The 22,015-nt window shown below is 72.0% G+C and carries 19 protein-coding genes; 8 read left to right on the forward strand and 11 right to left on the reverse strand.

Translation table 11 applies throughout. The features are described 5' to 3' along the window. The first annotated feature begins 4 nt into the window (after positions 1-4). From ACIQ9E_RS10710 to ACIQ9E_RS10730, 5 genes are all read left to right on the forward strand, one after another. Complete coding sequence (locus tag ACIQ9E_RS10710; protein WP_403705243.1) at positions 5-637, forward strand: hypothetical protein; 633 nt, start codon at positions 5-7, stop codon at positions 635-637. A gap of 79 nt (positions 638-716) precedes the next feature. Further along, entirely contained in the window at positions 717-923 is a 207-nt protein-coding gene (locus ACIQ9E_RS10715; RefSeq protein ID WP_403705109.1) for a hypothetical protein, read from the forward strand. 200 nt (positions 924-1,123) lie between these two features. Beyond that, a complete protein-coding gene (locus ACIQ9E_RS10720; RefSeq protein ID WP_403705112.1) occupies positions 1,124-1,684 on the forward strand; it encodes a BlaI/MecI/CopY family transcriptional regulator in 561 nt (186 codons plus the stop codon). A gap of 10 nt (positions 1,685-1,694) precedes the next feature. Further along, on the forward strand, positions 1,695-2,213 hold the full coding sequence (locus tag ACIQ9E_RS10725; protein ID WP_006347476.1) for an amino-acid N-acetyltransferase: 519 nt from the start codon (positions 1,695-1,697) through the stop codon (positions 2,211-2,213). Between the two features lie 233 nt (positions 2,214-2,446). Beyond that, a complete protein-coding gene (locus tag ACIQ9E_RS10730) occupies positions 2,447-2,779 on the forward strand; it encodes an Lsr2 family protein (protein WP_006347475.1) in 333 nt (110 codons plus the stop codon). 40 nt (positions 2,780-2,819) lie between these two features. Here ACIQ9E_RS10730 and ACIQ9E_RS10735 read toward each other — a convergent pair whose 3' ends face one another. Then, positions 2,820-3,581 carry an SCO3374 family protein gene (locus ACIQ9E_RS10735; RefSeq protein WP_403705117.1) on the reverse strand — a complete coding sequence of 254 codons (762 nt, stop codon included), beginning with the start codon at positions 3,579-3,581 and terminating at the stop codon, positions 2,820-2,822. Positions 3,582-4,013: 432 nt separating this feature from the next. Between ACIQ9E_RS10735 and ACIQ9E_RS10740 the strand changes: the two genes are divergently transcribed. Then, a complete protein-coding gene (locus ACIQ9E_RS10740; protein ID WP_006347474.1) occupies positions 4,014-6,539 on the forward strand; it encodes an ATP-dependent Clp protease ATP-binding subunit in 2,526 nt (841 codons plus the stop codon). A 119-nt stretch (positions 6,540-6,658) separates the two neighbouring features. Here the strand turns inward: ACIQ9E_RS10740 and ACIQ9E_RS10745 are convergent, their stop codons facing one another. Beyond that, a complete protein-coding gene (locus tag ACIQ9E_RS10745; RefSeq protein WP_403705120.1) occupies positions 6,659-7,027 on the reverse strand; it encodes a trypco2 family protein in 369 nt (122 codons plus the stop codon). 3 nt (positions 7,028-7,030) lie between these two features. Further along, entirely contained in the window at positions 7,031-10,315 is a 3,285-nt protein-coding gene (locus ACIQ9E_RS10750) for an NACHT domain-containing protein (protein ID WP_403705123.1), read from the reverse strand. Positions 10,316-10,808: 493 nt separating this feature from the next. On the opposite strand from ACIQ9E_RS10750, the gene ACIQ9E_RS10755 reads away from it, so the two are divergent. Beyond that, complete coding sequence (locus ACIQ9E_RS10755; protein ID WP_403705126.1) at positions 10,809-11,462, forward strand: M23 family metallopeptidase; 654 nt, start codon at positions 10,809-10,811, stop codon at positions 11,460-11,462. Positions 11,463-11,678: 216 nt separating this feature from the next. On the opposite strand, the gene cseC is transcribed toward ACIQ9E_RS10755, so the two are convergent. The 6 genes from cseC to ACIQ9E_RS10785 form a co-directional block, all read right to left on the reverse strand. Next, the gene (gene cseC / locus ACIQ9E_RS10760; protein WP_403705129.1) at positions 11,679-13,265 is read right to left on the reverse strand and encodes a two-component system sensor histidine kinase CseC; all 1,587 of its coding nucleotides are present in this window, start codon (positions 13,263-13,265) and stop codon (positions 11,679-11,681) included. After that, entirely contained in the window at positions 13,262-13,963 is a 702-nt protein-coding gene (gene cseB, locus ACIQ9E_RS10765; protein WP_006347467.1) for a two-component system response regulator CseB, read from the reverse strand. Before cseB ends, cseC begins: the two co-directional genes overlap by 4 nt. Positions 13,964-13,971: 8 nt before the next feature. After that, on the reverse strand, positions 13,972-14,739 hold the full coding sequence (locus tag ACIQ9E_RS10770; RefSeq protein WP_403705133.1) for a hypothetical protein: 768 nt from the start codon (positions 14,737-14,739) through the stop codon (positions 13,972-13,974). A 44-nt stretch (positions 14,740-14,783) separates the two neighbouring features. Continuing rightward, a complete protein-coding gene (locus tag ACIQ9E_RS10775) occupies positions 14,784-15,500 on the reverse strand; it encodes a SigE family RNA polymerase sigma factor (protein ID WP_403705136.1) in 717 nt (238 codons plus the stop codon). 393 nt (positions 15,501-15,893) lie between these two features. Further along, on the reverse strand, positions 15,894-16,829 hold the full coding sequence (locus tag ACIQ9E_RS10780; RefSeq protein ID WP_403705139.1) for an A/G-specific adenine glycosylase: 936 nt from the start codon (positions 16,827-16,829) through the stop codon (positions 15,894-15,896). Between the two features lie 396 nt (positions 16,830-17,225). After that, positions 17,226-17,909, reverse strand: a complete 684-nt coding sequence (locus tag ACIQ9E_RS10785; RefSeq protein WP_403705142.1) for a phosphatase PAP2 family protein — start codon at positions 17,907-17,909, stop codon at positions 17,226-17,228. Between the two features lie 265 nt (positions 17,910-18,174). On the opposite strand from ACIQ9E_RS10785, the gene ACIQ9E_RS10790 reads away from it, so the two are divergent. Then, complete coding sequence (locus tag ACIQ9E_RS10790; protein ID WP_403705144.1) at positions 18,175-19,002, forward strand: hypothetical protein; 828 nt, start codon at positions 18,175-18,177, stop codon at positions 19,000-19,002. A 98-nt stretch (positions 19,003-19,100) separates the two neighbouring features. Here the strand turns inward: ACIQ9E_RS10790 and disA are convergent, their stop codons facing one another. Both disA and radA read right to left on the reverse strand, forming a co-directional pair. Beyond that, on the reverse strand, positions 19,101-20,249 hold the full coding sequence (gene disA, locus ACIQ9E_RS10795; RefSeq protein WP_403705147.1) for a DNA integrity scanning diadenylate cyclase DisA: 1,149 nt from the start codon (positions 20,247-20,249) through the stop codon (positions 19,101-19,103). A 138-nt stretch (positions 20,250-20,387) separates the two neighbouring features. Further along, positions 20,388-21,902, reverse strand: coding sequence for a DNA repair protein RadA (gene radA / locus ACIQ9E_RS10800; RefSeq protein ID WP_403705149.1), 1,515 nt, complete (start codon positions 21,900-21,902; stop codon positions 20,388-20,390). Positions 21,903-22,015 lie beyond the last annotated feature (113 nt).

Below are 22,015 nucleotides of genomic sequence, written 5' to 3' on the forward strand. Positions count from 1 at the left end.
CGGTATGGCCTTCAGCGCAGACGAGCTGCGTGTGCTCCGACGCGCCCTCGCCGTTGCCCTTCATCCCGTCCCACTCGCCGACGAGGACGTCCAGGACTGTCTGCGGCTCGCAGGCTCCGTGGACGAGGCGGCGCTGGAGGCGGGGCGGCTGCGCGCGTTCCTGCTCGCCGATCTCGACCGGTACCGCTCGGCGCTGCCCGGCGCCACCGCCGGATATCTGGAGCTGCTCCAGGACGCGCTGGCCGCCGGATACGATCCCGGCCCGGAGGATCTCGCCGCCCTGCGCGGACTGCGCGGGCATGCCGTCGCCGAAGCCGTACTGGACCGGTGCCAGATCCTGGCCGAGCGTTCGGTACGCGCCCGGCTCGCCGGGCGGCGGGTCACCACCCCCGCGCCCCGCACCCGGCTGCTCGCCCTGCCCGGCGGCCGGGCCGAGGCCGCCGGATCCGACGAGGGGCCGGAGGAGAAGCCCGCACCGCGGCCGGTCCCCAAGCCCAAACCCAAGCCCGCGCCGAAGCCCGCGCCCGAACCGGCCGCGCCGCCTGCGCCGGGAGAGCGCCCGGTGCCCAAACCGTCCGAAGTCTTCCCGCCCCGCCGGCGGCCGGCACCTCCGCCGGAGCAGCTGGCCACGGCCTGAGCGGAGTTCCGCGCCGCCTCCCCCGGGGCGACCCGGCCCCCGGCGGTGGCGCGGAACGGCCCTTGGCTACTCTGAATCCATGGACTACGTATCGGCGCTCGTGCCTCCCGTGGTGATGGCCACCTTCTTCACGATCCTGATCGTGACGATCGTCAAGAGCCAGGGCGGCCCGAACAAGACCAAGGAGGACGCCTACGTGGACGCCGCGCTGGCGCGATCCGCCGCGGGCCCCCGGTCCTCCGCGGGCGACGGCACCACCGTCCCGGCCGCGGCCAGCGGCGACTGACCTCCGCAGCCCCGCCCCACCCCTCTCGTCCACGCACACCGCGCACCTGCGGGACGGACGGGACGGGCACGCGAGCACAGGACGTACGGATGGGTCACAGCTCCCACCGTGCGTCCTTTTTGTTCCAGTATTGCGAAATGTATAGATTTCTCCATAGTTTTTGAGGTTTCCACCGCTATGGTGGCAATGTGCCCCGTCAATTGGGAGAGCTCGAAGACGCCGTGATGACACGCGTCTGGCAATGGAACCGACCGGTCACCGTCCGGGAAGTCCTGGAAGACCTTCAACAGGATCGTTCCATCGCCTACACGACCGTCATGACCGTCATGGACAATCTCCATCAGAAGGGCTGGGTCCGCAGGGAAGTCGAAGGCCGCGCCTATAGATACACGGCGGTCTCCACCCGCGCCGCCTACTCGGCCGCTCTGATGAACGAGGCCTGGGCCCAGAGCGACAACCCCGCCGCCGCGCTCGTCGCCTTCTTCGGGATGATGTCGCCGGAGCAGCGGGAAGCCCTTCAGGCGGCCGTCCGCATGGTGCAGACCGAACCTTCTCCGGCCCCGGAACAGAACCCGGAACCCGCTCCGGAAGAAGCCCCCGAACCCGCCCCCGAACCCGAATCGCCACCCGAAACGAAGGCGGCGGAGGATGCGGACCCGGAAGCCGGAAGCAACCCGGAAGGCGCCTCGGCGCCCTCTGCGGAAGAGCCCGGCGGCAGCCCCGGAGAGGGCGCCGACGAGGACCGTTCCCCGGGGCGATAGCGTCTGGCCCATGTCGAATCCCGCAGCAAATGCCATCACGGTCCGCCGCGCCCGGACGGTCGATGTGCGCGCGGTCCGCCGGCTCCTCGACCCCTACGTGACTGCGGGCATCCTGCTCGACAAAGCGACTGTCACTCTTTACGAAGACATCCAGGAGTTCTGGGTTGCGGAAGGCGCGGACGGTACCGTCGTCGGCTGTGGCGCGCTCCACGTGATGTGGGAAGACCTCGCGGAAGTGCGCACTCTTGCCGTCGACCCCCGCCACAAGGGGTCCGGCATCGGCCATCGGCTGCTCGACGAGCTGTTGCACACAGCGCGCCGGCTCGGTGTCAGCCGGGTTTTCTGTCTCACCTTCGAAGTCGACTTCTTCAGCAAGCACGGCTTCGTCGAGATCGGTGAGACCCCGGTCGACGGAGATGTCTACACCGAGCTGCTGCGTTCCTATGACGAGGGCGTCGCCGAGTTCCTCGGACTCGAACGCGTGAAGCCGAACACCCTCGGCAACAGTCGCATGCTTCTCCAGCTCTGATCCGACTCCGATCCGACTCCGATCCGGCTGCGATCCGGCTCCGATCACCCGTCCGCGTGACCCCGCCGAGGCATCACCGAGACATCGGCGGGGCATCAGCGAAGCGATCCCTATGTCCGAATCGCGCACGTTTCCCGCCCTCTCCGCCTTCTGAACCTGTCCCAAGGGTTTGAGTTTTTCAGAGAAAAGCGGTTTCCTTTCCGCGTACTGCATTTTCGATGAAAGGAAATCCGGTGGCACAGAAGGTTCAGGTCCTTCTTGTCGATGACATCGACGGCGGCGAAGCGGACGAGACCGTGACGTTCGCGCTGGACGGCAAGACGTACGAGATCGACCTCACCACCGCCAATGCGGACAAGCTCCGCTCGCTGCTGGAGCCGTACGCCAAGAACGGCCGCCGCACCGGCGGGCGCGCTTCCACGGGCCGCAGCAAGGGCCGGGCCGCGAGCGACAACAAGAACACCGCGGAAGTCCGTGCCTGGGCCAAGGCGAACGGTTACGAGGTCAACGACCGCGGGCGCGTCCCCGCGACGGTCCGCGAGGCCTACGAGAAGGCCAACGGCTGACAACGGCCCGCCAGGGCCGGTCGGCGGGCGCCGGCGCCCGCTAATCGGCCGCGTATTCACAGGCTGCGCATTCGTACACGTATCCGGTTCCGGTGGGCGGTCCGGTGCGGGTATTCGTCCGCAGCAATCGGGCCCGGTGGCATTCCGTCGCCGCCGTGTCCAGGAGTCTCACGAGATCGGGCCCCCGTACGCGTCCGGGGTGCCCGTCCGCTCCGGTGCCCGGCAGGCCCGGCAGCTCCGACTCCGGCTCGCGCCCCGGCGCGGGGGGTCGCAGCCATACGGCGGCCCCCCGGGGGCCCGTCCAGCCGGGCGGCAGGGGTGCGGGCATCCGGCCCCCCGCCCCGACGGCGACCAGGTCGAGCGCGATGCCGCCCCACTCCAGCCAGGACAGCAGCCCCGGCACCTCATCGGCGGAACCGGCGGCGACGAGCAGCCGCATCCGGTCCCCGTGCAGGGCGACCGGTCCCGTCCGCACGGCCCGCCGCAGCACCGCCGCACCCGCGTCGGCGGGCAGCTCCAGCACATCGAAGCCGACCCCCGTGAGCAGCTGCACCGGCTCCGAGGGCCCGGCAGGCCCGGCGACCGGCCACCCCAGCCGGGTGCCGTACCAGCGCGCCACGGCCGTCCGGGCGGCCACCGGACGCCCGCGGCGCCCGGAGCCGCCCGAAGGGCCGAGAGGTCCGCGCGGCGACGGCAGGACGGGCAGTACGGCCGGTTCCGGTCCGGGCGCCGGCGGCGGTGGAGGCCGTCTGCGGGACGCCCGGGGGGGAAGCGGAGGCGGTACGGGCGGCGCTGCGCTCATGAACCCGGGAACTCCCCGGAGCCCCCGGAGGTCACGCAGGGTGTTGATTCATGCGCGCTCCGTCGCCGATCGGCGGGCGATCACAGGCGTTCGGCCCCCGGGCCTTGTTCGCCCGTAGCTGAGGGAACCGGGGCGCGCCGCATGGAGTGTCAGTGCTTACGGGTAAGACATTCCTAGTGAGGAGGGGCGACACGCTCGCACGGAGGCCGTGCGTTCGCCATCGGCGTACAGATGGTGAGGGTAACTGCCTGGCCTGCGGGAACATCGTCTCGCACCATCGGGTTGGAGCAGGTGTCGGCGTTCAGGGGTCAGGAGGCCACAGACGGGTGTCGGCAGTTGGAATGAGCGGTCCCCGCTTGCGGGACTAAGCTGCGGAAGGACAGGGAGGGGACCGACCCCTTACTGCCTGACCGCTCTGAGGAGCGATTAACGATGTTCGAGAGGTTCACCGACCGCGCGCGGCGGGTTGTCGTCCTGGCTCAGGAAGAAGCCCGGATGCTCAACCACAACTACATCGGCACCGAGCACATCCTCCTGGGCCTGATCCACGAGGGTGAGGGTGTCGCCGCTAAGGCCCTGGAGAGCCTCGGGATTTCGCTCGAGGCGGTCCGCCAGCAGGTTGAGGAGATCATCGGTCAGGGCCAGCAGGCCCCGTCCGGGCACATCCCCTTCACCCCCCGTGCCAAGAAGGTCCTGGAGCTGTCGCTCCGCGAGGCCCTCCAGCTCGGGCACAACTACATCGGCACCGAGCACATCCTGCTCGGCCTGATCCGCGAGGGCGAGGGCGTCGCCGCCCAGGTCCTGGTGAAGCTGGGCGCCGATCTGAACCGGGTCCGGCAGCAGGTCATCCAACTGCTCTCCGGCTACTCGGGCAAGGAGGCCGCCACCGCCGGCGGCCCCGCCGAGGGCACGCCGTCCACGTCCCTCGTCCTGGACCAGTTCGGCCGCAATCTCACGCAGGCCGCCCGCGAGTCCAAGCTCGACCCGGTCATCGGGCGCGAGAAGGAGATCGAGCGGGTCATGCAGGTGCTGTCCCGCCGCACCAAGAACAACCCCGTGCTCATCGGCGAGCCCGGCGTCGGCAAGACCGCCGTCGTCGAGGGCCTGGCGCAGGCCATCGTCAAGGGCGAGGTGCCCGAGACCCTCAAGGACAAGCACCTCTACACCCTCGATCTGGGCGCGCTGGTCGCCGGCTCCCGCTACCGCGGTGACTTCGAGGAGCGCCTGAAGAAGGTCCTCAAGGAGATCCGTACCCGCGGCGACATCATCCTGTTCATCGACGAGCTGCACACGCTCGTCGGCGCGGGTGCCGCCGAGGGCGCGATCGACGCGGCCTCCATCCTCAAGCCGATGCTGGCCCGCGGCGAGCTCCAGACCATCGGTGCCACCACGCTCGACGAGTACCGCAAGCACCTGGAGAAGGACGCCGCGCTGGAGCGCCGCTTCCAGCCGATCCAGGTCGCCGAGCCGTCGCTGCCGCACACCATCGAGATCCTCAAGGGCCTCCGCGACCGTTACGAGGCCCACCACCGGGTCTCCATCACGGACGAGGCCCTCGTCCAGGCCGCGACCCTGGCCGACCGGTACATCTCGGACCGCTTCCTGCCGGACAAGGCGATCGACCTCATCGACGAGGCCGGCTCCCGGATGCGCATCCGCCGGATGACCGCGCCGCCGGACCTCCGCGAGTTCGACGAGAAGATCGCGGGCGTGCGCCGCGACAAGGAGTCGGCGATCGACTCCCAGGACTTCGAGAAGGCGGCTTCCCTCCGCGACAAGGAGAAGCAGCTGCTGGCGGCGAAGGCCAAGCGCGAGAAGGAATGGAAGGCCGGCGATATGGACGTCGTCGCCGAGGTCGACGGCGAGCTGATCGCCGAAGTCCTCGCCACGGCGACCGGCATTCCCGTCTTCAAGCTGACGGAGGAGGAGTCCTCCCGCCTGCTCCGTATGGAGGACGAGCTGCACAAGCGCGTCATCGGGCAGAAGGACGCCATCAAGGCGCTCTCCCAGGCCATTCGCCGGACCCGTGCCGGTCTGAAGGACCCGAAGCGCCCCGGCGGCTCGTTCATCTTCGCCGGGCCGTCCGGTGTCGGTAAGACCGAGCTGTCCAAGACGCTCGCCGAATTCCTCTTCGGCGACGAGGACGCGCTGATCTCCCTCGACATGTCGGAGTTCAGCGAGAAGCACACGGTTTCCCGTCTCTTCGGCTCCCCGCCCGGATATGTGGGCTACGAGGAGGGCGGCCAGCTCACCGAGAAGGTGCGCCGCAAGCCGTTCTCCGTCGTCCTCTTCGACGAGGTCGAGAAGGCCCACCCCGATATCTTCAATTCCCTTCTCCAGATCCTGGAGGACGGTCGCCTGACCGACTCCCAGGGCCGGGTCGTGGACTTCAAGAACACGGTCATCATCATGACGACCAACCTCGGGACCCGGGACATCTCCAAGGGATTCAACCTCGGCTTCGCCGCCCAGGGTGACGTCAAGACCGGCTACGACCGGATGAAGGCAAAGGTCAACGAGGAGCTGAAGCAGCACTTCCGCCCCGAGTTCCTGAACCGTGTCGACGACACCGTCGTCTTCCACCAGCTTTCCGAGGACGACATCATCCAGATCGTCGACCTCATGATCGCCAAGGTGGACGAGCGGCTGAAGGACCGCGATATGGGCCTGGAGCTGAGTTCCACCGCCAAGTCGCTCCTCGCCAAGAAGGGCTACGACCCCGTGCTGGGCGCCCGGCCGCTGCGCCGCACCATCCAGCGCGAGATCGAGGACATCCTCTCCGAGAAGATCCTCTTCGGTGAGCTGCGCCCCGGTCATATCGTGGTCGTCGACACCGAGGGCGAGGGCGAGGAGAAGAAGTTCGTCTTCCGCGGTGAGGAGAAGGCGGCTCTTCCGGACGTGCCGCCCATCGAGCAGGCGGCCGGCGGCGCCGGGCCGAATCTGTCGAAGGACGCGTAACAGCACCGCCGCGGGACAGCCCCCGCGGCGGTGACGACCGAGGCCCTGGCCCGTACCGAAGAGGTACGGGCCAGGGCCTCGGTCATGTCACGGGTCCCGGCGCCCGGGGCGGCCGGGGGTCAGGGCAGATCGGGGCCGGGGTGGGTGCGGCCGAAGTCGCTGGTGTCGCCGAGGTCGTCGTGGCCGACCAGCCAGGAGCCGCCGGTCCGGGGGTTCTGCGGTCTGAGGGTGAGGGCCACTCGGTGAGTGCGGGTGCTGCCGCGGGTGTGGTCGGCGCCCGCGTCCACGATCCAGGCCTTCACCCTGCCTCCGGCGGCGGTGTCGCGGCGCAGTTCGACGGTGAACTCCAGCTCGACATCACCGACCTGGAACTGGACGGCGGAGCCGTTGCCGCGGGCCGCGGCGGTGATGAGCTGGGCCCGGACGGCGTCGACCGCGTCGGCGAGGTCGATGAGGGGGGAGGAGGGGGTGGGGTCGGTGGGGGGCACGGTTCACCTCTGCGGGGTCGTGGAAGCGAGCATGGGGAACCTCAGCCGATCGCCCAGGTGTTCATGGCCGGTCAGCCGGAGGTCGGCGAGGTTGGTGCAGTAGATGTCGACGCGGAGCTGTTCCCCGGCGCTGTGCAGCGGGGTGAGGTCGAGTTCGTACGGGGGCGCTCCGACAGAAATCAGCCGAAGGGTTCTCAGCTCGGGGAAGGCGCGGACCATGATGTCCAGCTCGGCGGCTGAACGCGGGTCGTGGAGCTCCAGAAGGTTGATCCCGTCGGCGTGAGTGGAGGGATCGTCGAGTTCCGGCGTGTGGAGCAGCCGGAGGCTGCGCAGAGACGGGATCTGGTTGACCGCTTCGGTCAGCGCGGAGAGCCGTGCGGGTGCCTCCAGGATCAGGCTCTGGGACTGCCAGCCTTTCAGTGCGCGATGAGGCAGCTCCACGTCACCGACCACATGGAGCTGTTCGACCGTCGGCCGGGGACCGGGCAGATTCAGCACGCGGGCATCGGCCGCGAAGGTGGTGAGCCTGTGGCCCGACAGGGTGTCCAGCGAGGTCAGCGCATCACAGCCGACCAGGGTGAGGCCGAGGACGGACGGACGCTCGGCGATGGCACGCAGATCCGTGAGTGCGGAGTTTGCGTAGAGGGCGACTTCGGTCAGTCCGGCCTCCGGCAGGCCGCCGTGCAAGTCGGCCGACGAATGGTTTCCGAGTAGCGATACGGCGGTGATCGGACCAAGGCTTTTGAGCAGGGCGAGATGCTCCCGGGCCGAGGCGGGCACGGTCATATCGGCCAGCGAGACGTGCGACAGCACCTCGTGGGCGTACCGGCGCGCGGGGAAAGAGGACCAGGCTTCGATGAGGGCCATGCGGAGCCAGAGGTGATCGGTGTCGGTGAACTCGCGCAGCCGGGGGATCGCGGATTCGTCGCCCAGCACGGCGTACAGATCGACGACCAGCTGATCGGCTTGAGGGTTGCCCGAGGGACCCGGCAGCAGCGGCAGCACGTAGTCGCCCAGCTCGGCCAGGAGCTGGACCTCCCCCTGGTTCCTGGGCGGCATCATGCTCCGTACCGCCCCCTCCGCCCTCGCCCTCGTCCCGGCGTCCAGGAAGACGGCATGGGCCGCGCACTGGCCCGCGAGGATCAGCAGGGCGCGGCCCTCCGGGTCGCGGTCGGAGGGGGCCTTGTCGATCAGGCCGTTGACGAGGCGGCCCACCCTGCGGTCCAGATGGCCGACCGAGAGCAGGATGACGTCGCGCCACAGCTCGTCCCCGGCGCGGATCACGAGTTCGCCGACGCTGTCGGTCTCGGCCAGTTCCTTCGCCGCCAGATAGTCCTGGAAGGTGCGGTGGATGAACTGGACGGCATCGTCGGCGCGCTGCTGGAGGAGTCCGCTGCGGTTGATCAGATGGGCCAGGATCCGGCGGGCGTCGGCCTGCTCCCTGACCTGCGGCATATAGCCCGTGGCCTGGTCGATCCGCCGGACCGCCTCTGCGGGGGTGAACTGGGTCCGGCCGCAGCGCACCAGCCAGACGGCGATGTGCTGGAGCAGCAGCCGGTGCTCGTCGACGCCGATGTTCAGGCCCTCGGGGGCGTCGATGCCGCGGTCGCGGTCGCGTTTGCCCAGCAGCATGTCGAGGGTGGCGCGGTACAGCTCCCAGCGGGTGTGGGGGAGCCGGCCGCGGCGTTTGCGGTGCAGGGCGCAGATCACGGCGCAGAGCAGGGGGGTACGGGCGAGATCGCGCAGGACGCGGTTGCCGGTGAACTCGCGGGTGAGCTGCTGCCGCAGTTCGTCCAGGCGCCGGGCTTCGGCGGTGGCGCGGCCCTGGTCGAGTCCCGCGTATTCGAGGTGGGCGGCGCGGTGCCAGGCGGTGACGAAGGCGGTGATGTCGTCGTCGCTCATCGGCAGGAGCAGCAGATCGGTGAAGCCCTCGCCGGTCAGCCAGTCCTTCTCCACGGCGCCGGGGCGGACGGTGGCCAGGCAGCGGGTGTCGGGGTAGCGGGCCAGGAGCCGGGTCAGCCAGGCGCGGGCCCGGTCGCGGTCGCCCCGGGGCAGCTCGTCGACTCCGTCGACCAGGAGGAAGCCGCGGCCGGATTCGAGGATGCGTTCGGCCCAGCCGTCCGGGGCGCGGCCGACGGCGAGCCCGGCGACCTGCCCCAGCTCGTCGGGGGTGGGGAAGGCGGCCTTCTGGTCCGGGAGCCTGCGCAGGCTGCGCATCGGGACGACGAGGGGGACCAGGCCGTTCAGCTCGTCCAGCTCTCCGGGCAGGGTGCCGCAGGCGGCGTGGGCGGCCAGCCACCACACCAGGGTGGTCTTGCCCGCCCCGGCCTCCCCGCGCAGCAGGATGCGGTTGCTGCGGCCGAGTAACTGCTCCACGCGGCGTGGCCGGTCGTCGAGGGATGGTCCGGCCCGGACGCCCACGACGTCGTCGTGGGCGCGGAGGGTGACGGCGGAAGGGTCTTCCGGTGACGAGGCGCGCACCTCGGGCGGCAGCTTCCCGGGCCCGCGCCGCAGCTCCTCGTCCCGCCCCGTCGCCTCCAGGCTGAGATAGGCGGTGTCCAGGTCCCAGCTCGACTCGCTGACGCCCAGCTCGTCGATGCCGAAGATCTCCGTCTTGCCGTACTGGGCCTTCACCGCGTCCGCGTACCGCTCCTCGAAGGGGGCGTCCGCCGGGTCGAAGCCGGACATCCGCTCCAGGCGGGGGGCGGCCGGGAGGCTGCCGAAGGCCCAGTTCGCCAGGGCGTCGATGGGGACGGCTTCGAGCTGCTGGCCGTGGACGCCGCTGACCTTCGCGACGATGCCGAGGAGGACGGGGCCCGCGAGGACGGGAGCGCCGGAGAGCCCGGCGAGCGGCGAGCGGCCGTCGGGGCCCGGGGGGCCCGGGGTGTGGTCCAGCCAGAGGGTGAGGGCGCCGCGGGCCTGCCCGGCGGCAGGCAGGACGGTGCCCGTGTACTGGCCGAAGTCGAGCTTGTTGCCGCCGTAGCGCTGCTGGCCGGGGAAGCCGGTGGTCTGGATGTGGTGCAGGGGATCGTCCCTGGTCAGAGCGGCGATACGGAGGCGGCCGAGGCGGTCGGCGGAGACGATGTCCTCGCCCGCGCGCAGCAGGACCGCATCCCGGCCCGGCCAGACCTTCAGGACGTCGCAGGGGAAGGTCCGGCTGCTGGTCAGATGCAGGACGCTAGGCCCGCCGCGTTGCCCTTGGAGGACATGTGCGCAGGTCAGCACGTGTCTGGGGGTGAGGAGTATGCCGGTGCCCTGTTGATTGCCGAGGACGGCGACTACTCGCATGGAAGGGCCGTTCCGCACGCTTTCCACCCCCGTTTACGCCCCCGTTTTCCCCTCCGACATTAGTGGCGCGGGCCACAATGGCGCCGCCGAATCCGTGACAAGGCACACAGGCCGTTCCGGGCCTACTAGCCGTTTTAGGAGCGCGCTCCGGGCGGGCCCGGGGAGCCGGGGGCGGTGCGGGGCCCGAGGCGGCGCCGGTTTCGGGGGTACGGGCCGAGGGGCCGGGTTCCGGGGTGCGGGAGCCACCCCGGTGGACCGGGTGGGCATGCGGCTAAACCCCATTTCAGGGCGGAAATTCCGGGCTATTCGATCATGCGTGAAGTAAATGATCGAAAGGTGTCAATGGGCTGAATCACCACGTCGCCGCTACGACGGAATGTCGTAGTTGGGGGGTTTGAGGTGAAGTGCCGGGGTCGGTTACCAAGGGATGGCGACAACGCACCCCCGGCGCAATTCCGCGTCGGGTCACTTTCTGCCCGGAGGCATTTCTCTTATGACGCGCGTCACTTCCCGATTCCCCCGCCCGGCGTTTCTCCGTACCCGCGCCGGAATCCTGGTTGCAGGCCTGGGAGCAACCGCCGTGCTCGGAACGGGCGCCGCGTTTGCCGTAGAGGCCACCGGCTCCCCGTCCGCCGCCCCCGTGAAGGCCGCCGAGAAGGCGCCCGAGGCCGCCAAGGCCGCCGCGCCGGTCAAGGCCGTCCCGCAGTCCGCCCCCAAGGCCGCTGCCCCGGCCTGGGTGAAGCCCCTCGGCTCGTACACGCTGAGCGCCACCTACGGCAAGGCCGGCGGCATGTGGGCCAGCAACCACTCCGGCCAGGACTTCGCCGTCCCGACCGGCACCCCCGTCGTCTCCATCGGCGCCGGTACCGTCGTGAAGGCCGGCCCGAACGGCGCCGGTGACGGTCCCGCCTACGGCAACGCCGTCGTCGTCAAGCACAACAACGGCATGTACTCGCAGTACGCCCACCTCTCCACGGTGAACGTCTCCGCGGGCCAGACCGTCAAGGCCGGTCAGCTGATCGCCAAGTCCGGCAACACCGGCAACTCCAGCGGTCCGCACCTGCACATGGAGATCCGTACCACCCCGAACTACGGCAGCTCCGTCGACCCGGTCGGCTTCCTGCGCTCCGTCGGCGTCACCCTCTGACCGAGGCGTACGCGACCGTGTACCGGCTGTAACGGCCCGGTACCCCCCGTATGCCACGACCCCGAGAACGGCTTCCCGCCGTCCTCGGGGTCGTGGCGTTTCCACCGCGCCCCTGCCGGGCCGGGGCCGGTCCTGAGCCGCTCGGGCGGCCGGTGCCGGTGCCGGGACCGCTCAGGGGCGGCCAGGGGCAGGCCGGCGGCCCGGTCAGTGGCCCGGTCAGTGGCCGAGCGCCCGCAGCTCGTCCTCCGACAGCATCGGGAAGCTGCCCGTGTTCGTCGGAGCGTGCTCGGGCAGCCACAGTACGGCGATCGCGCCACCCGGCTCCCCGCCGGGACCGGCGCCCGCCGCGGCCTTCGAGTCCCGTCGGGGCCCGCAGTCCCGCCGGGCGCCGGATTCCGCCCCCGTACCGGATTCCGCCCCGGTACCGGGTCCGGCTCCCGTACCGGCCCCCGCCGCCTGCCGCGGCACCGGCCCGCTCGGCCCGGCGTTGCGGAACGTCAGCCGGGCGCCCAGCACCCGCGCCTGCCCCGCCGCGATCGTCAGCCCCAGCCCGTGGCCCGTCCCCGCCCGGTCGCTGGCCCCGGTGCGGAACCGGCTCGGACCGTCCCGCAGCAGCGCCTCCGGGAAACCGGGCCCGTGATCCCGTACCCGTACCACCCGGCCCTCGACCGTGACCTCCACCGGCGCCGCCCCGTACTTCACCGCGTTCGTCAGCAGATTCAGCAGGATGCGCTCCAGCCGCCGCGGATCGGTCGCCACCCACGACTCGTGCACCACCTGCACCCGGACCTCCGGATTGAGCAGGGCGACCCGGCGGCTGACGAACTCGCCGAGCGCGATCTCCTGAAGCTCCGCCCGCTCCGAAGCGCCGTCCAGCCTGGCCACCTCCAGCACGTCCTCCACCAGCGTCCGCATCGCCTGCGCCCGGTCCCGTACCAGCTCCGAAGGCCGCCCCGGCGGCAGCAGCTCGGCGGCCGTCAGCAGCCCCGTCACCGGGGTCCGCAGCTCATGCGCGATATCGGCGGTGACGCGCCGCTCGGCCTCGATGCGCTCGTGCAGCGCGTCCGTGAGCGCGTCCACGGCCCGCGCGAGATCATCCGTCTCGTCCCGGACGACGCCGCCGATCGCATCCCGGACCCGGACCTCCGTCCGCCCCGCCGCCACCGTCGCGGCGGCCGCCGCCGCCTTCCGCAGCCTGCGCGAGATCTGCCCGCCGACCAGCACCCCGAGCGCACAGCCGCCGAAGACGACCGACACCGAGCCGATGATCAGCGCCCGGTTGAGGTCGGCGAGGACGGTCGCCGTACGCCCGGTGAACTGAATCCGCAGGGAGAGCACGTGCCCGTCGGTGGTCGGGACCGCGGCCCACACCTCCGGCGGCCCGTCGCCGTCGTCCACGACATACGTCCCCTGGCGGTGCTGCGCCGTGAGCCGCCGCAGCTCCCGCGGCAGCTCCCGGTCGTCGATCTTGGCGCCGAAGCGGGGCTCCTTGGCCTTGGACGTCTCGTACCAGCGCTGCGCCAGCAGCACCCGGTCCATCTGGACATCACGGGTGTTGTCGAGCATGGAGACCCGGGCCGCGTTGTGCACCACCAGACTGAGGGTGACCGCGATCAGCGCGCCCACGGCCGCGATCGCGATGCTGATCTTCCAGCGGATGCCGGTACGGATCACGGGCCGCCGGAACAGCGGCAGCCGGGCCACCGTACCCGTACCGTCCGGCCGGGGATCCGGCACCCGCGCGGTGGCGGCGGACCCGGCGGACGCAGCGGGCTCGGCGGGCTTCTTCGGTGGCCGCTTCATGCCTTGAGCTTGTAGCCGAACCCGCGGACCGTTTCGATCCGGTCCTGACCGATCTTGACCCGCAGCCGCTGGACATGGACGTCCACGACCCGGGTGTCGCCGCCCCACCCGTAGTCCCAGACCCGCTCCAGCAGCTTCTCGCGGGAGAGCACGGTCCCGGGCGCCGAGGAGAACTCCAGCAGCAGCCGCATCTCCGTCGGCGTCAGCGCCACCGGCACCTCGCCCCGGCGGACCTCCATACCCTCCGTATCGACCACCAGATCGCCGAAGGTGAGCACCGGCCCCTGGCCCCCGGGGCCGTCGCCCGCCGCGCCGTCACCGCCGCCCGCATGGCCGAAACGGCGCAGTACGGCCCGGATCCGGGCGACGAGCACCGCGCCGTCGAACGGCTTCGTCACATAGTCGTCGGCGCCCGCCTCCAGACCGAGGACCACGTCGATGGAGTCCGCGCGCGCCGACAGCATGATGACCGGCACGGTCGACTCGTCCCGGATTCGGCGGCACAGGCTGACCCCGTCCAGCCCGGGGACCATCACATCGAGCAGGGCGATATCCGGCCGGTCCGCCCGGAACGCCTCCAGCCCGAGCAGCCCGTCGGGCATCGCCGTGACCGTGAAACCCTGCCGTTCGAGGGCGAGTTGGGTGGCTTCCCGGATGACGTCGTCGTCCTCGACGAACAGGACATGGGTCTCGGCCATCGGGTCTCTCAGCTCTTCTCTCGGCCGGCGGCCGGGGCCTGGGCGGCCATGGCCGGGGGGACGGCGGCATGGTTCGAAAACAGGGGCGCGGGATCCGCGGGCGGGGCGGTGACGGGCCCGGACCGGCCCCCCTGCACGACGGTGCGCCCCGGGGGAACGGGCTGCGAGCCGGGCTCGAACACACCGCCGTCCGCCGACGGCAGCCCGCCGTACTCGGTCCGGGTCCAGTGCGCCCGCGCGAACTGTCCGGAGGCGCCGCCGGACCAGCGGTACGTCGTCACCTCCTCGGCCGTCGGCGTGGCGACCGGATCGGACTTGCCGTACACCTGCTTGGTGACCACCAGCTCGTCCCGGTCGATCGACGAGTAGACGGCGAACTCCGACGTCCCGAACACCTGCACATAGCCGGTGCCGTTGGACCGGTACACGAAGGACCCGATGGCCACCCCGTCCCCGCAGGACGTGACGTTGACGACGACATCGGGCACGGAACCGCCGGTGAGATGGCCGAGCGCCACATCCACCGGGTACTGGTCCTCCACGCAGGGCTTGAGGCTCGCTTTGATCGAAGGATCCACCTTGGGGTCCTTCCGGAGCAGCGCGACCGCGTCGGGCGACTTCGCGCCGGTGCCCGGAGCGGCCGGACCCGGCGGCGAAGAGGCCGGCCCGCCCGGGTTCTTCGCCGCGTCGCCGGGTGCCGGGCCGCTGTCCCGCAGGCCCGTACCGCCCGCCGAACACCCCGCCGCGAACACGCCGAGGACGGCGAGCGCGGCCACTGCCTCAGCGCTCGCCGTCCACCGGCCCCTGCCGCGTCCTCTTCTCAGGCCGCGCACCGCTCCTGCCCCCGTCCGTCCTGCTGCTGTCCCGGCCGTACCGCCCGCCGCACCTGCCGCGGCACCCGCGGCTCCGCGGCGGCCGAAAGCTCCGCCCGGCCGCGGACCGGGGTCTCGCGGACCGCGGGGCGCTCCCGGCCGGGGCCGTCACCGCCGCCGGTCCGCACCGCACGCAGCGACCGCTCGCCGAGCCCCAGGTCCCGGCACTCCGCGGCCCGGCTCTCCAGCTCCTGACGGAGTCTGGCGAGCGCCCGGTGCAGGGTGCTCTTCACCGTACCGGTCGACATACCCAGCGCGGCGGCGGTTTCCTCCGTGCTCATCTGCTCCCAGTGCCGCAGCACGACGACGCTGCGCTGCTTGGGCGCCAGCACCTTCAGCGCGTCCAGCAGCATGGCGCGGTCCGCGCGCTGCTCGGTGCCGTCGTCGACGGAGGCGTCCGGGAGCTGCTCCGTGGGCACCTCGTCGAGCTTGCGGGCCCGCCACCACTCCGTCCGGGTGTTGATCATCACCCGCCGCAGATAGGCGTCGGCGAGCGACTTGTCGGCGATACCGTCCCAGCGGCCGTACGTCCGCACCAGCGCGGTCTGGAGCAGGTCCTGTGCGTCGACCGGATCCGGAACCAGACGGCGGGCACTGCGCAGCAGCGCATCCTGCCGAGTGCGTACGTACTCCTCGAAGCCGAGCACCTCACCCTGCGCCGTCATTCCGACCGCCTCCACCCCGTGTCCCGTCCCTCCGGCCCTTGCAGAACCGAAACTACGGAGCGGTTGTCACGGCACTGTGGTGTGCACCCGACGGCGGACGCACGGCCGTCCATCGGTTGTGTAACAGCCGAGGTTTCGGGGTGGGGTCGGTGGGGAAAGGCGCCTGGTCATGGCCGTTTCGGCGCTGTTTCAGGGGATCGGGCCGGGTGTGACGAACGCGGTCGCGGACGCAGCGGTCGCCACGGGCGCCGGACGGCCGGAGCCGTGGACGGTCCGGCGGTACGGGACGTTGGCCCGGCCGGTACGAACCGCCTGCCCCCGGCCGGTCCGGCGGCCGGTACGCATCGCGCGCCCCCGGCCGGTCCGGCGGCCGGTCCGGACCGGCTGCCCTGATCAGCCCGGCAGTCGGTACAGACCGCCGTCCAACGGCTCGACCAGCCCGTCCGCGACCAGCCCGTCCAGCGCCCTGGCCCGCTGCACCGGCTCGTGCCACACCGTGTCCAGCGCCGCCTGCGGCACCGGCTCGCGCGATGCCCGCAGCACCGCCAGCAGCTTGCCCCGCACCTGACGGTCCGTACCCGCGTACGTCTGCCCGCGCCGGGCCGCGCCCTGGTGTGCGGGCTTCCCGGCCAGCCGCCAGGCGCACTGCGCGGCGATCGGGCACCGTCCGCAGTCCTCGCCGCGCGCCGTGCAGACCAGCGCGCCCAGCTCCATGGAGGCGGCGGCCCAGCGCGCCGCGGTCGCCTCGTCGTCCGGCAGCAGGGCCCGGGCCAGCTTCCGCTCGGCGGCGGTGGTCGCCGTCGGCGGGTACTGGATACCGGTCGACGCGCGGGCGAAGACCCGCCGCACATTGGTGTCGAGGACGGCATGCCGCTGGCCGTACGCGAAGGAGGCCACCGCGGCCGCCGTGTACTCGCCGATCCCGGGCAGCGCCAGCAGCTGAGCATGGTCGCTCGGTACGTCGCCGCCGTGCCGCTCCGCTATCGCCTGCGCCGCTCCGTGCAGTCGCAGGGCACGGCGGGGATAGCCGAGCCGGCCCCAGGCGCGGACGGCCTCGCCCGCGGGGTCGGCCGCGAGATCGGCGGGCCGGGGCCAGCGGGCCAGCCACTGCTCGTACACCGGAAGCACCCGGCTCACGGGCGTCTGCTGGAGCATGAACTCGGAGACCATCACCCCCCACGCGCCCGCGTCGGGGCGGCGCCAGGGCAGATCGCGGGCGTGCTCGTCGAACCACGCGATCACGGGGCTGTGGAGGGACGCGGCGTCGGAGGCGGAGGGCTCGCCGGCGGGCCCGGCGGCGGGGGCGGGGGCAGTCGTCGTGTCAGTCATGGCCCTTCGATCCTGACACGTCGCCGGGGGTGGTCACCGCAACTGCCCCGGACCGTCGGCCAAGCGGTGCCGGGGGTCCGGCCGTGTGGCGCAGTGCCTTGGACCAAGTGGTCCACCCGCCCCGCTCCGGCCGCCACCGGTCGGAGCAGCGGGCGGGCGGGCGGGTCGGCCGTTCGTCCGGAACGTACGGCGGGCCGGCCGCCGGGGCCGGGCCCGGTCCACAGGGCGGGAGGGCGGTCGGGGCCGGTTCGCAGGCCGTGCGGGTCCGGTTCACAGGCCGTGCGGTGGTCGGGGCCGGTCGTGCGACGGCCGGGGCCGGTCGTGCGGTGGTCGGCATCGGTTGTACGCCGGTCGGGGGCCGGGTCGTACAGCGGTACGGCTCCGGCCCCGCCCGGTTCAGCGGCGGTGGGACGCCCCCGACCGGCCCCGACCCCGACCCCGCCGCCCGGCCGCGGCCGTGCCGTCTCCGGCCGCGGGCCCCGGCCCGGCGAACCAGGCGATCACTCCCGTACGGCTCGTCCGCATGCTCGTCAGCAGGGCCGTCGCGGGCCGGGTCAGCACCCGGACGAACACCACGGTGACGAACCCGCCCAGCACCAGCCCGACCGCCACGTCATGCGGGTAGTGGACGCCGACGAAGACCCGGGAGAACGCCATCAGCAGCGCCATCGGCACCACCAGCGCCGCGATCCTCGGCCAGGCCAGCACCAGGGCGACGGCCGCGGCGCCGGCTATGGAGGCGTGGTTGCTGGGGAAGGACCAGTCCCCGGTCGGCGGGCACTCCACCAGGGACGCCGCCGCGTCCTTGACCGTACGGCAGGGGCGCTCCTCGTCGAACAGCGACTTCAGCGATTCGCTGACGACATATCCGGTGGCGGTGGCGAGCGGCGCCAGGACGGCGACGGCGACGGCACGGGCGGGGCCCGTACGCTCCCGCCACCAGGCGACGACGAAAAGCACACCGAACAGCAGCAGCCCGGCCTCGGTCCACACCTCGGCGGCGTGCTGGAGCCACGAGGGCGAGTCATGGGCGAGGTCGGTGATATCGCGGTAGAGGCCGCGGGTGAGGGAACTGTCCATGACGGTGACCGTATCGAGCGGGCCCGGCCGGTTCCCCGGCCGATCGGCAATGACCACCCCCGACGAAAGTAAGGGGCAGCCCTGCAAGGAGGGGGCGGGCGGCCCCGTACCGTCTCCGCAGGCCCCTCGGGCTGCCGCTGCGCCCTCTCCGGACGTCCCGCCGCTGCCGTCCGGGCGCCCCCTCCGGGATGATGATCCGTAGAACTTCGGACGAGTGCGGCGGGTGGGACGGGAGTTGGGCCCGACCTCTCGTAGAGTTTGACCCGTGGGATCTCTGCGCAATCCGATCGGGCCGCTTCCCTCCTCCATCTACTGGCGACGGAGGGCGGTGGCGTTCGCGCTGGCCGCGGTACTCCTCCTGCTCGCCTTGTGGGTGTTCACCTCGGGCGGAGGTGACGGTGACAGCAGCGACGAGGCCAACAAGAGTTCCTCACCCGCGTCTTCGATCACCCCGGGGCCCAAGCAGTCGGGTCCGGCGATCAGCCGGCAGCCCGGCGGCCGGGACGAGCCCGGTGCCCCGGGCGGTGACAGCGCGGGTGGCGACTCCGCCGGAAGCGAGGGGTCCGGCGGTACGGAGGGTTCCGGCGGAGACACCGCCGGCACGGACGGCGGTACCGGCCAGACGTCCGGCTCCGGCGGCGGTACGGGTGGTCCGGGCGGGACCGGCGAACGCGTCCCGGCCGGATCTGCGCTCCCCGACTGCCCCTCGGACGCTCTGGCGTTGAGTCTGGCACCCACCCAACTCACCTATGCCATCGGGGAGAAGCCCGGGTTCCGGCTGACCGCCCGGAATTCTTCCGCCGCGGACTGCAAGGTGGACCTGGGCCGTTCCTCCGCCGTGCTGACGGTCACCGACTCGGCGGACGAGGAGGTGTGGTCGTCCGACGACTGCCCGCGGGACCAGGCCAGTGTGCTGCTGAAGGTTCCGGCGGGTACGACGATCAGCCACACCTACGAGTGGGATCGCGCCCGCAGCACCGGCCGGTGCGCCACCCCGCCCGCGGGCCGCGTCGGCGCCGGTACCTATCTGCTGGAGGCGAAGTTCACGGGCGAGACGGTCAGCCCGGCGTCCTTCGTCCTGGCGAAGGACTGAGCGGCCGCAGGCCCGGCGCCCGGGGCTCCGGGCCCGGCCGGGGCCCGTAGGGCAGACGCCCGGCCGCGGCCCGTAGGACAGGCGCCCGGCCGGGGACCTCAGACGTACCGCTCCAGGATGGAAGACTCCGCCAGCCGCGACAGGCCCTCCCGGACGCTCCTGGCCCGCGCCTCGCCGACACCGTCGACCGTCTGGAGATCGTCCACACTCGCCGCGAGCAGCTTCTGCAGACCGCCGAAGTGCTCCACGAGCCGCTCGATGATCGCCCCCGGCAGTCTCGGCACCTTCGCCAGCAGCCGGTAGCCGCGCGGCGAGAGCGCCGAGTCAAGGGTCTCGGGCGAGCCGCTGTAGCCCAGGGCACGCGCCACATTGGCCAGTTCCAGCAGCTCGGGGTGGGTGAGCGCATCCAGCTCGGCCAGCGCCTCGTCGACCGTGCGGGGCCGCTGGGCCCGGCCCGCGGCGGCCCTGGGCGAGGTCGGCTCGGGCACATAGTCCCGGACCACCAGCTCCCGCTCGGGCTCCACGCCCGCGATCAGCTCGTCGAGCTGGAGGGCGAGCAGCCGGCCGTCGGTGCCCAGCTCCACCACGTACTCCGCGATCTCGGTCGCGATCCGGCGGACCATCTCCAGCCGCTGCGCCACGGCCGTGACGTCCCGGACCGTGACCAGGTCCTCGATCTCCAGGGCCGAGAGGGTGCCCGCGACCTCGTCCAGCCGGAGCTTGTACCGCTCCAGGGTGGCCAGCGCCTGGTTCGCCCGGGACAGGATCGCCGCGGACTCCTCCAGCACCCGCCGCTCACCGTCCACGTACAGCGCGATGAGGCGCATGGACTGGGAGACGGAGACCACGGGGAAACCGCACTGCTTGGAGACCCGGTCGGCGGTGCGGTGCCGGGTGCCGGTCTCCTCGGTGGGGATCGACGCGTCCGGGACGAGCTGCACCCCGGCGCGGAGGATCTTGGTGATGTCCTTGTCGAGGATCAGCGCGCCGTCCAGCTTGCACAGCTCGCGCAGGCGGGTCGCGGTGAACTCGACGTCCAGCACGAACCCGCCCGTACACATGGAATCGACGGACTTGTCCATGCCGAGGACGATCAGACCGCCCGTATTGCCGCGGAGGATGCGCTCCAGACCGTCGCGCAGGGCGGTGCCGGGCGCGACCGAACTCAGGGCGGCGCGGATCTGTGCTTCGGTGCCGGAGCCCGCGCCGGACTTTCCGGGTGCTGCTGCCCGGTCGTTGGCTGCCACTGCACTCCTCCGGCTCGTACGGATGGGCGAGACCAGGGCAAAGTCTACCGGCGCGTGTCCGCGCCCCGTGGGCTGTCCGCGCGCTCTGTGCGCCGGGGGCCGTCACCTGGCTGCCTCGGAAGGGTTCGCGGTGCTTCCTCAGAAGGGCTCGCGGTCCTCGTCCCGGGCGGTACCGCGGCCGCCGCCGCGTGCTCCGCCGCGGCCGCTCCGCGCGGCGGCTTCCCCGGCCCCCCAGGGTGCGCTCTCCGGGCCTTCTGCGGAACCGGCGCCGCTCCGGCGGCGGCCGCGCGGGAGGACCCGCAGCGCGTCGCCCATGTTCGCCACCTCGGTGACGGTCATTCCGGCCGGCACCTTGCCCGGATCGGCGGGCACCAGTGCATGGGTGAAGCCCAGGCGGTGGGCCTCGGCGAGCCGCCGCTGGACACCTGTGACCCGGCGGACCTCGCCCGCCAGCCCGACTTCGCCGATCGCGACCAGGTTCTTCGGCAGCGGGGTGTCACTGGCGGCCGAGGCCAGCGCCAGCGCGACCGCCAGATCGGCGGCGGGCTCGGAGAGCTTCACCCCGCCGACCGTGGCGCTGTAGATGTCCCGTTTGCCGAGGGCGCTGATCCGGCCGCGCTGCTCCAGCACCGCCAGCATCATCGACACCCGGGAGGTCTCCAGACCGGAGGTGGTGCGCCGGGGCGAGGGGATCTGGGATTCGACGGTCAGCGCCTGCACCTCGGCCACCAGCGGCCGGCGGCCCTCCAGAGTGACCGTCAGACAGGTACCGGGCACGGGTTCGTCGCGCCGGGTCAGGAAGAGTCCGGAGGGGTCGGCGAGACCGGTGATGCCCTCGTCGTGCAGTTCGAAGCAGCCGACCTCGTCCGTCGCCCCGTACCGGTTCTTCACGCCGCGCACCAGACGCAGCCGGGCATGCCGGTCGCCCTCGAAGTGCAGTACGACGTCGACCAGGTGCTCCAGCAGCCGGGGACCGGCGATCGCGCCGTCCTTGGTGACATGCCCGACGAGCAGCGTCGACATGCCCCGCTCCTTCGAGGCCCGGATCAGCGCCCCGGCGACCTCCCGCACCTGTGCCATCCCGCCGGGCGCGCCGTCGATCTCCGGGGAGGCCACCGTCTGCACCGAGTCGAGGATCAGCAGGGACGGCTTCACCTCGTCGAGATGGCCGAGAACAGACGCGAGATTGGTCTCCGCGGCCAGATACAGATGGTCGTGCAGGGCGTTGATCCGGTCGGCCCGCAGCCGGACCTGGCCCGCGGACTCCTCGCCCGTCACATACAGCGTCGGATGCTCGGGGCCGGCCGCCTTGGCCGCGACGTCCAGCAGCAGCGTCGACTTGCCGACGCCCGGCTCCCCGGCGAGCAGCACCACGGCGCCCGGGACCAGACCGCCGCCCAGCACCCGGTCCAGCTCGGGCACACCGGTGGAGCGGGCGGCCGCCTGCCGCCCGTCGACCTGGCCGATCGGCAGCGCGGGCGCGGAGACCCGTCCGGCGGCCGTGGTACGCACGGCGGGCGCGGCGCCGTACTCCTCGACGGTCCCCCAGGCCTGGCACTCGGGGCAGCGGCCGAGCCACTTGGCGGTCGTCCAGCCGCATTCGGTGCAGCGGTAGGACGGACGGTCCTTCGCGGATTTGGTACGGGCAGCCATGGGGAAACCGTAGCCGCCGCCACCGACAGCCACGGCCACGGCAGCGCGGACCGGGCCCCGGCGGTGCGGGGCGGCGCCGGGGTGCCGGGGGTGCGGTGGGGGTGCCTGCCGGT

Source organism: Streptomyces sp. NPDC094448, assembly GCF_044763775.1.
In the GTDB taxonomy this organism is placed as follows: Bacteria; Actinomycetota; Actinomycetes; order Streptomycetales; family Streptomycetaceae; genus Streptomyces.

Bases quoted from the DNA above. Each gene is read 5' to 3' on its own strand.
- ACIQ9E_RS10735 (WP_403705117.1), bottom strand. From the start codon at position 3,581: ATGAGCGCAGCGCCGCCCGTACCGCCTCCGCTTCCCCCCCGGGCGTCC.
- ACIQ9E_RS10740 (WP_006347474.1), top strand. From the start codon at position 4,014: ATGTTCGAGAGGTTCACCGACCGCGCGCGGCGGGTTGTCGTCCTGGCT.
- ACIQ9E_RS10785 (WP_403705142.1), bottom strand. From the start codon at position 17,909: ATGGACAGTTCCCTCACCCGCGGCCTCTACCGCGATATCACCGACCTC.
- ACIQ9E_RS10755 (WP_403705126.1), top strand. From the start codon at position 10,809: ATGACGCGCGTCACTTCCCGATTCCCCCGCCCGGCGTTTCTCCGTACC.
- ACIQ9E_RS10710 (WP_403705243.1), top strand. From the start codon at position 5: ATGGCCTTCAGCGCAGACGAGCTGCGTGTGCTCCGACGCGCCCTCGCC.
- ACIQ9E_RS10775 (WP_403705136.1), bottom strand. From the start codon at position 15,500: ATGACGGCGCAGGGTGAGGTGCTCGGCTTCGAGGAGTACGTACGCACT.
- ACIQ9E_RS10715 (WP_403705109.1), top strand. From the start codon at position 717: ATGGACTACGTATCGGCGCTCGTGCCTCCCGTGGTGATGGCCACCTTC.
- cseB (WP_006347467.1), bottom strand. From the start codon at position 13,963: ATGGCCGAGACCCATGTCCTGTTCGTCGAGGACGACGACGTCATCCGG.
- ACIQ9E_RS10780 (WP_403705139.1), bottom strand. From the start codon at position 16,829: ATGACTGACACGACGACTGCCCCCGCCCCCGCCGCCGGGCCCGCCGGC.
- ACIQ9E_RS10725 (WP_006347476.1), top strand. From the start codon at position 1,695: ATGTCGAATCCCGCAGCAAATGCCATCACGGTCCGCCGCGCCCGGACG.
- ACIQ9E_RS10750 (WP_403705123.1), bottom strand. From the start codon at position 10,315: ATGCGAGTAGTCGCCGTCCTCGGCAATCAACAGGGCACCGGCATACTC.
- cseC (WP_403705129.1), bottom strand. From the start codon at position 13,265: ATGAAGCGGCCACCGAAGAAGCCCGCCGAGCCCGCTGCGTCCGCCGGG.
- radA (WP_403705149.1), bottom strand. From the start codon at position 21,902: ATGGCTGCCCGTACCAAATCCGCGAAGGACCGTCCGTCCTACCGCTGC.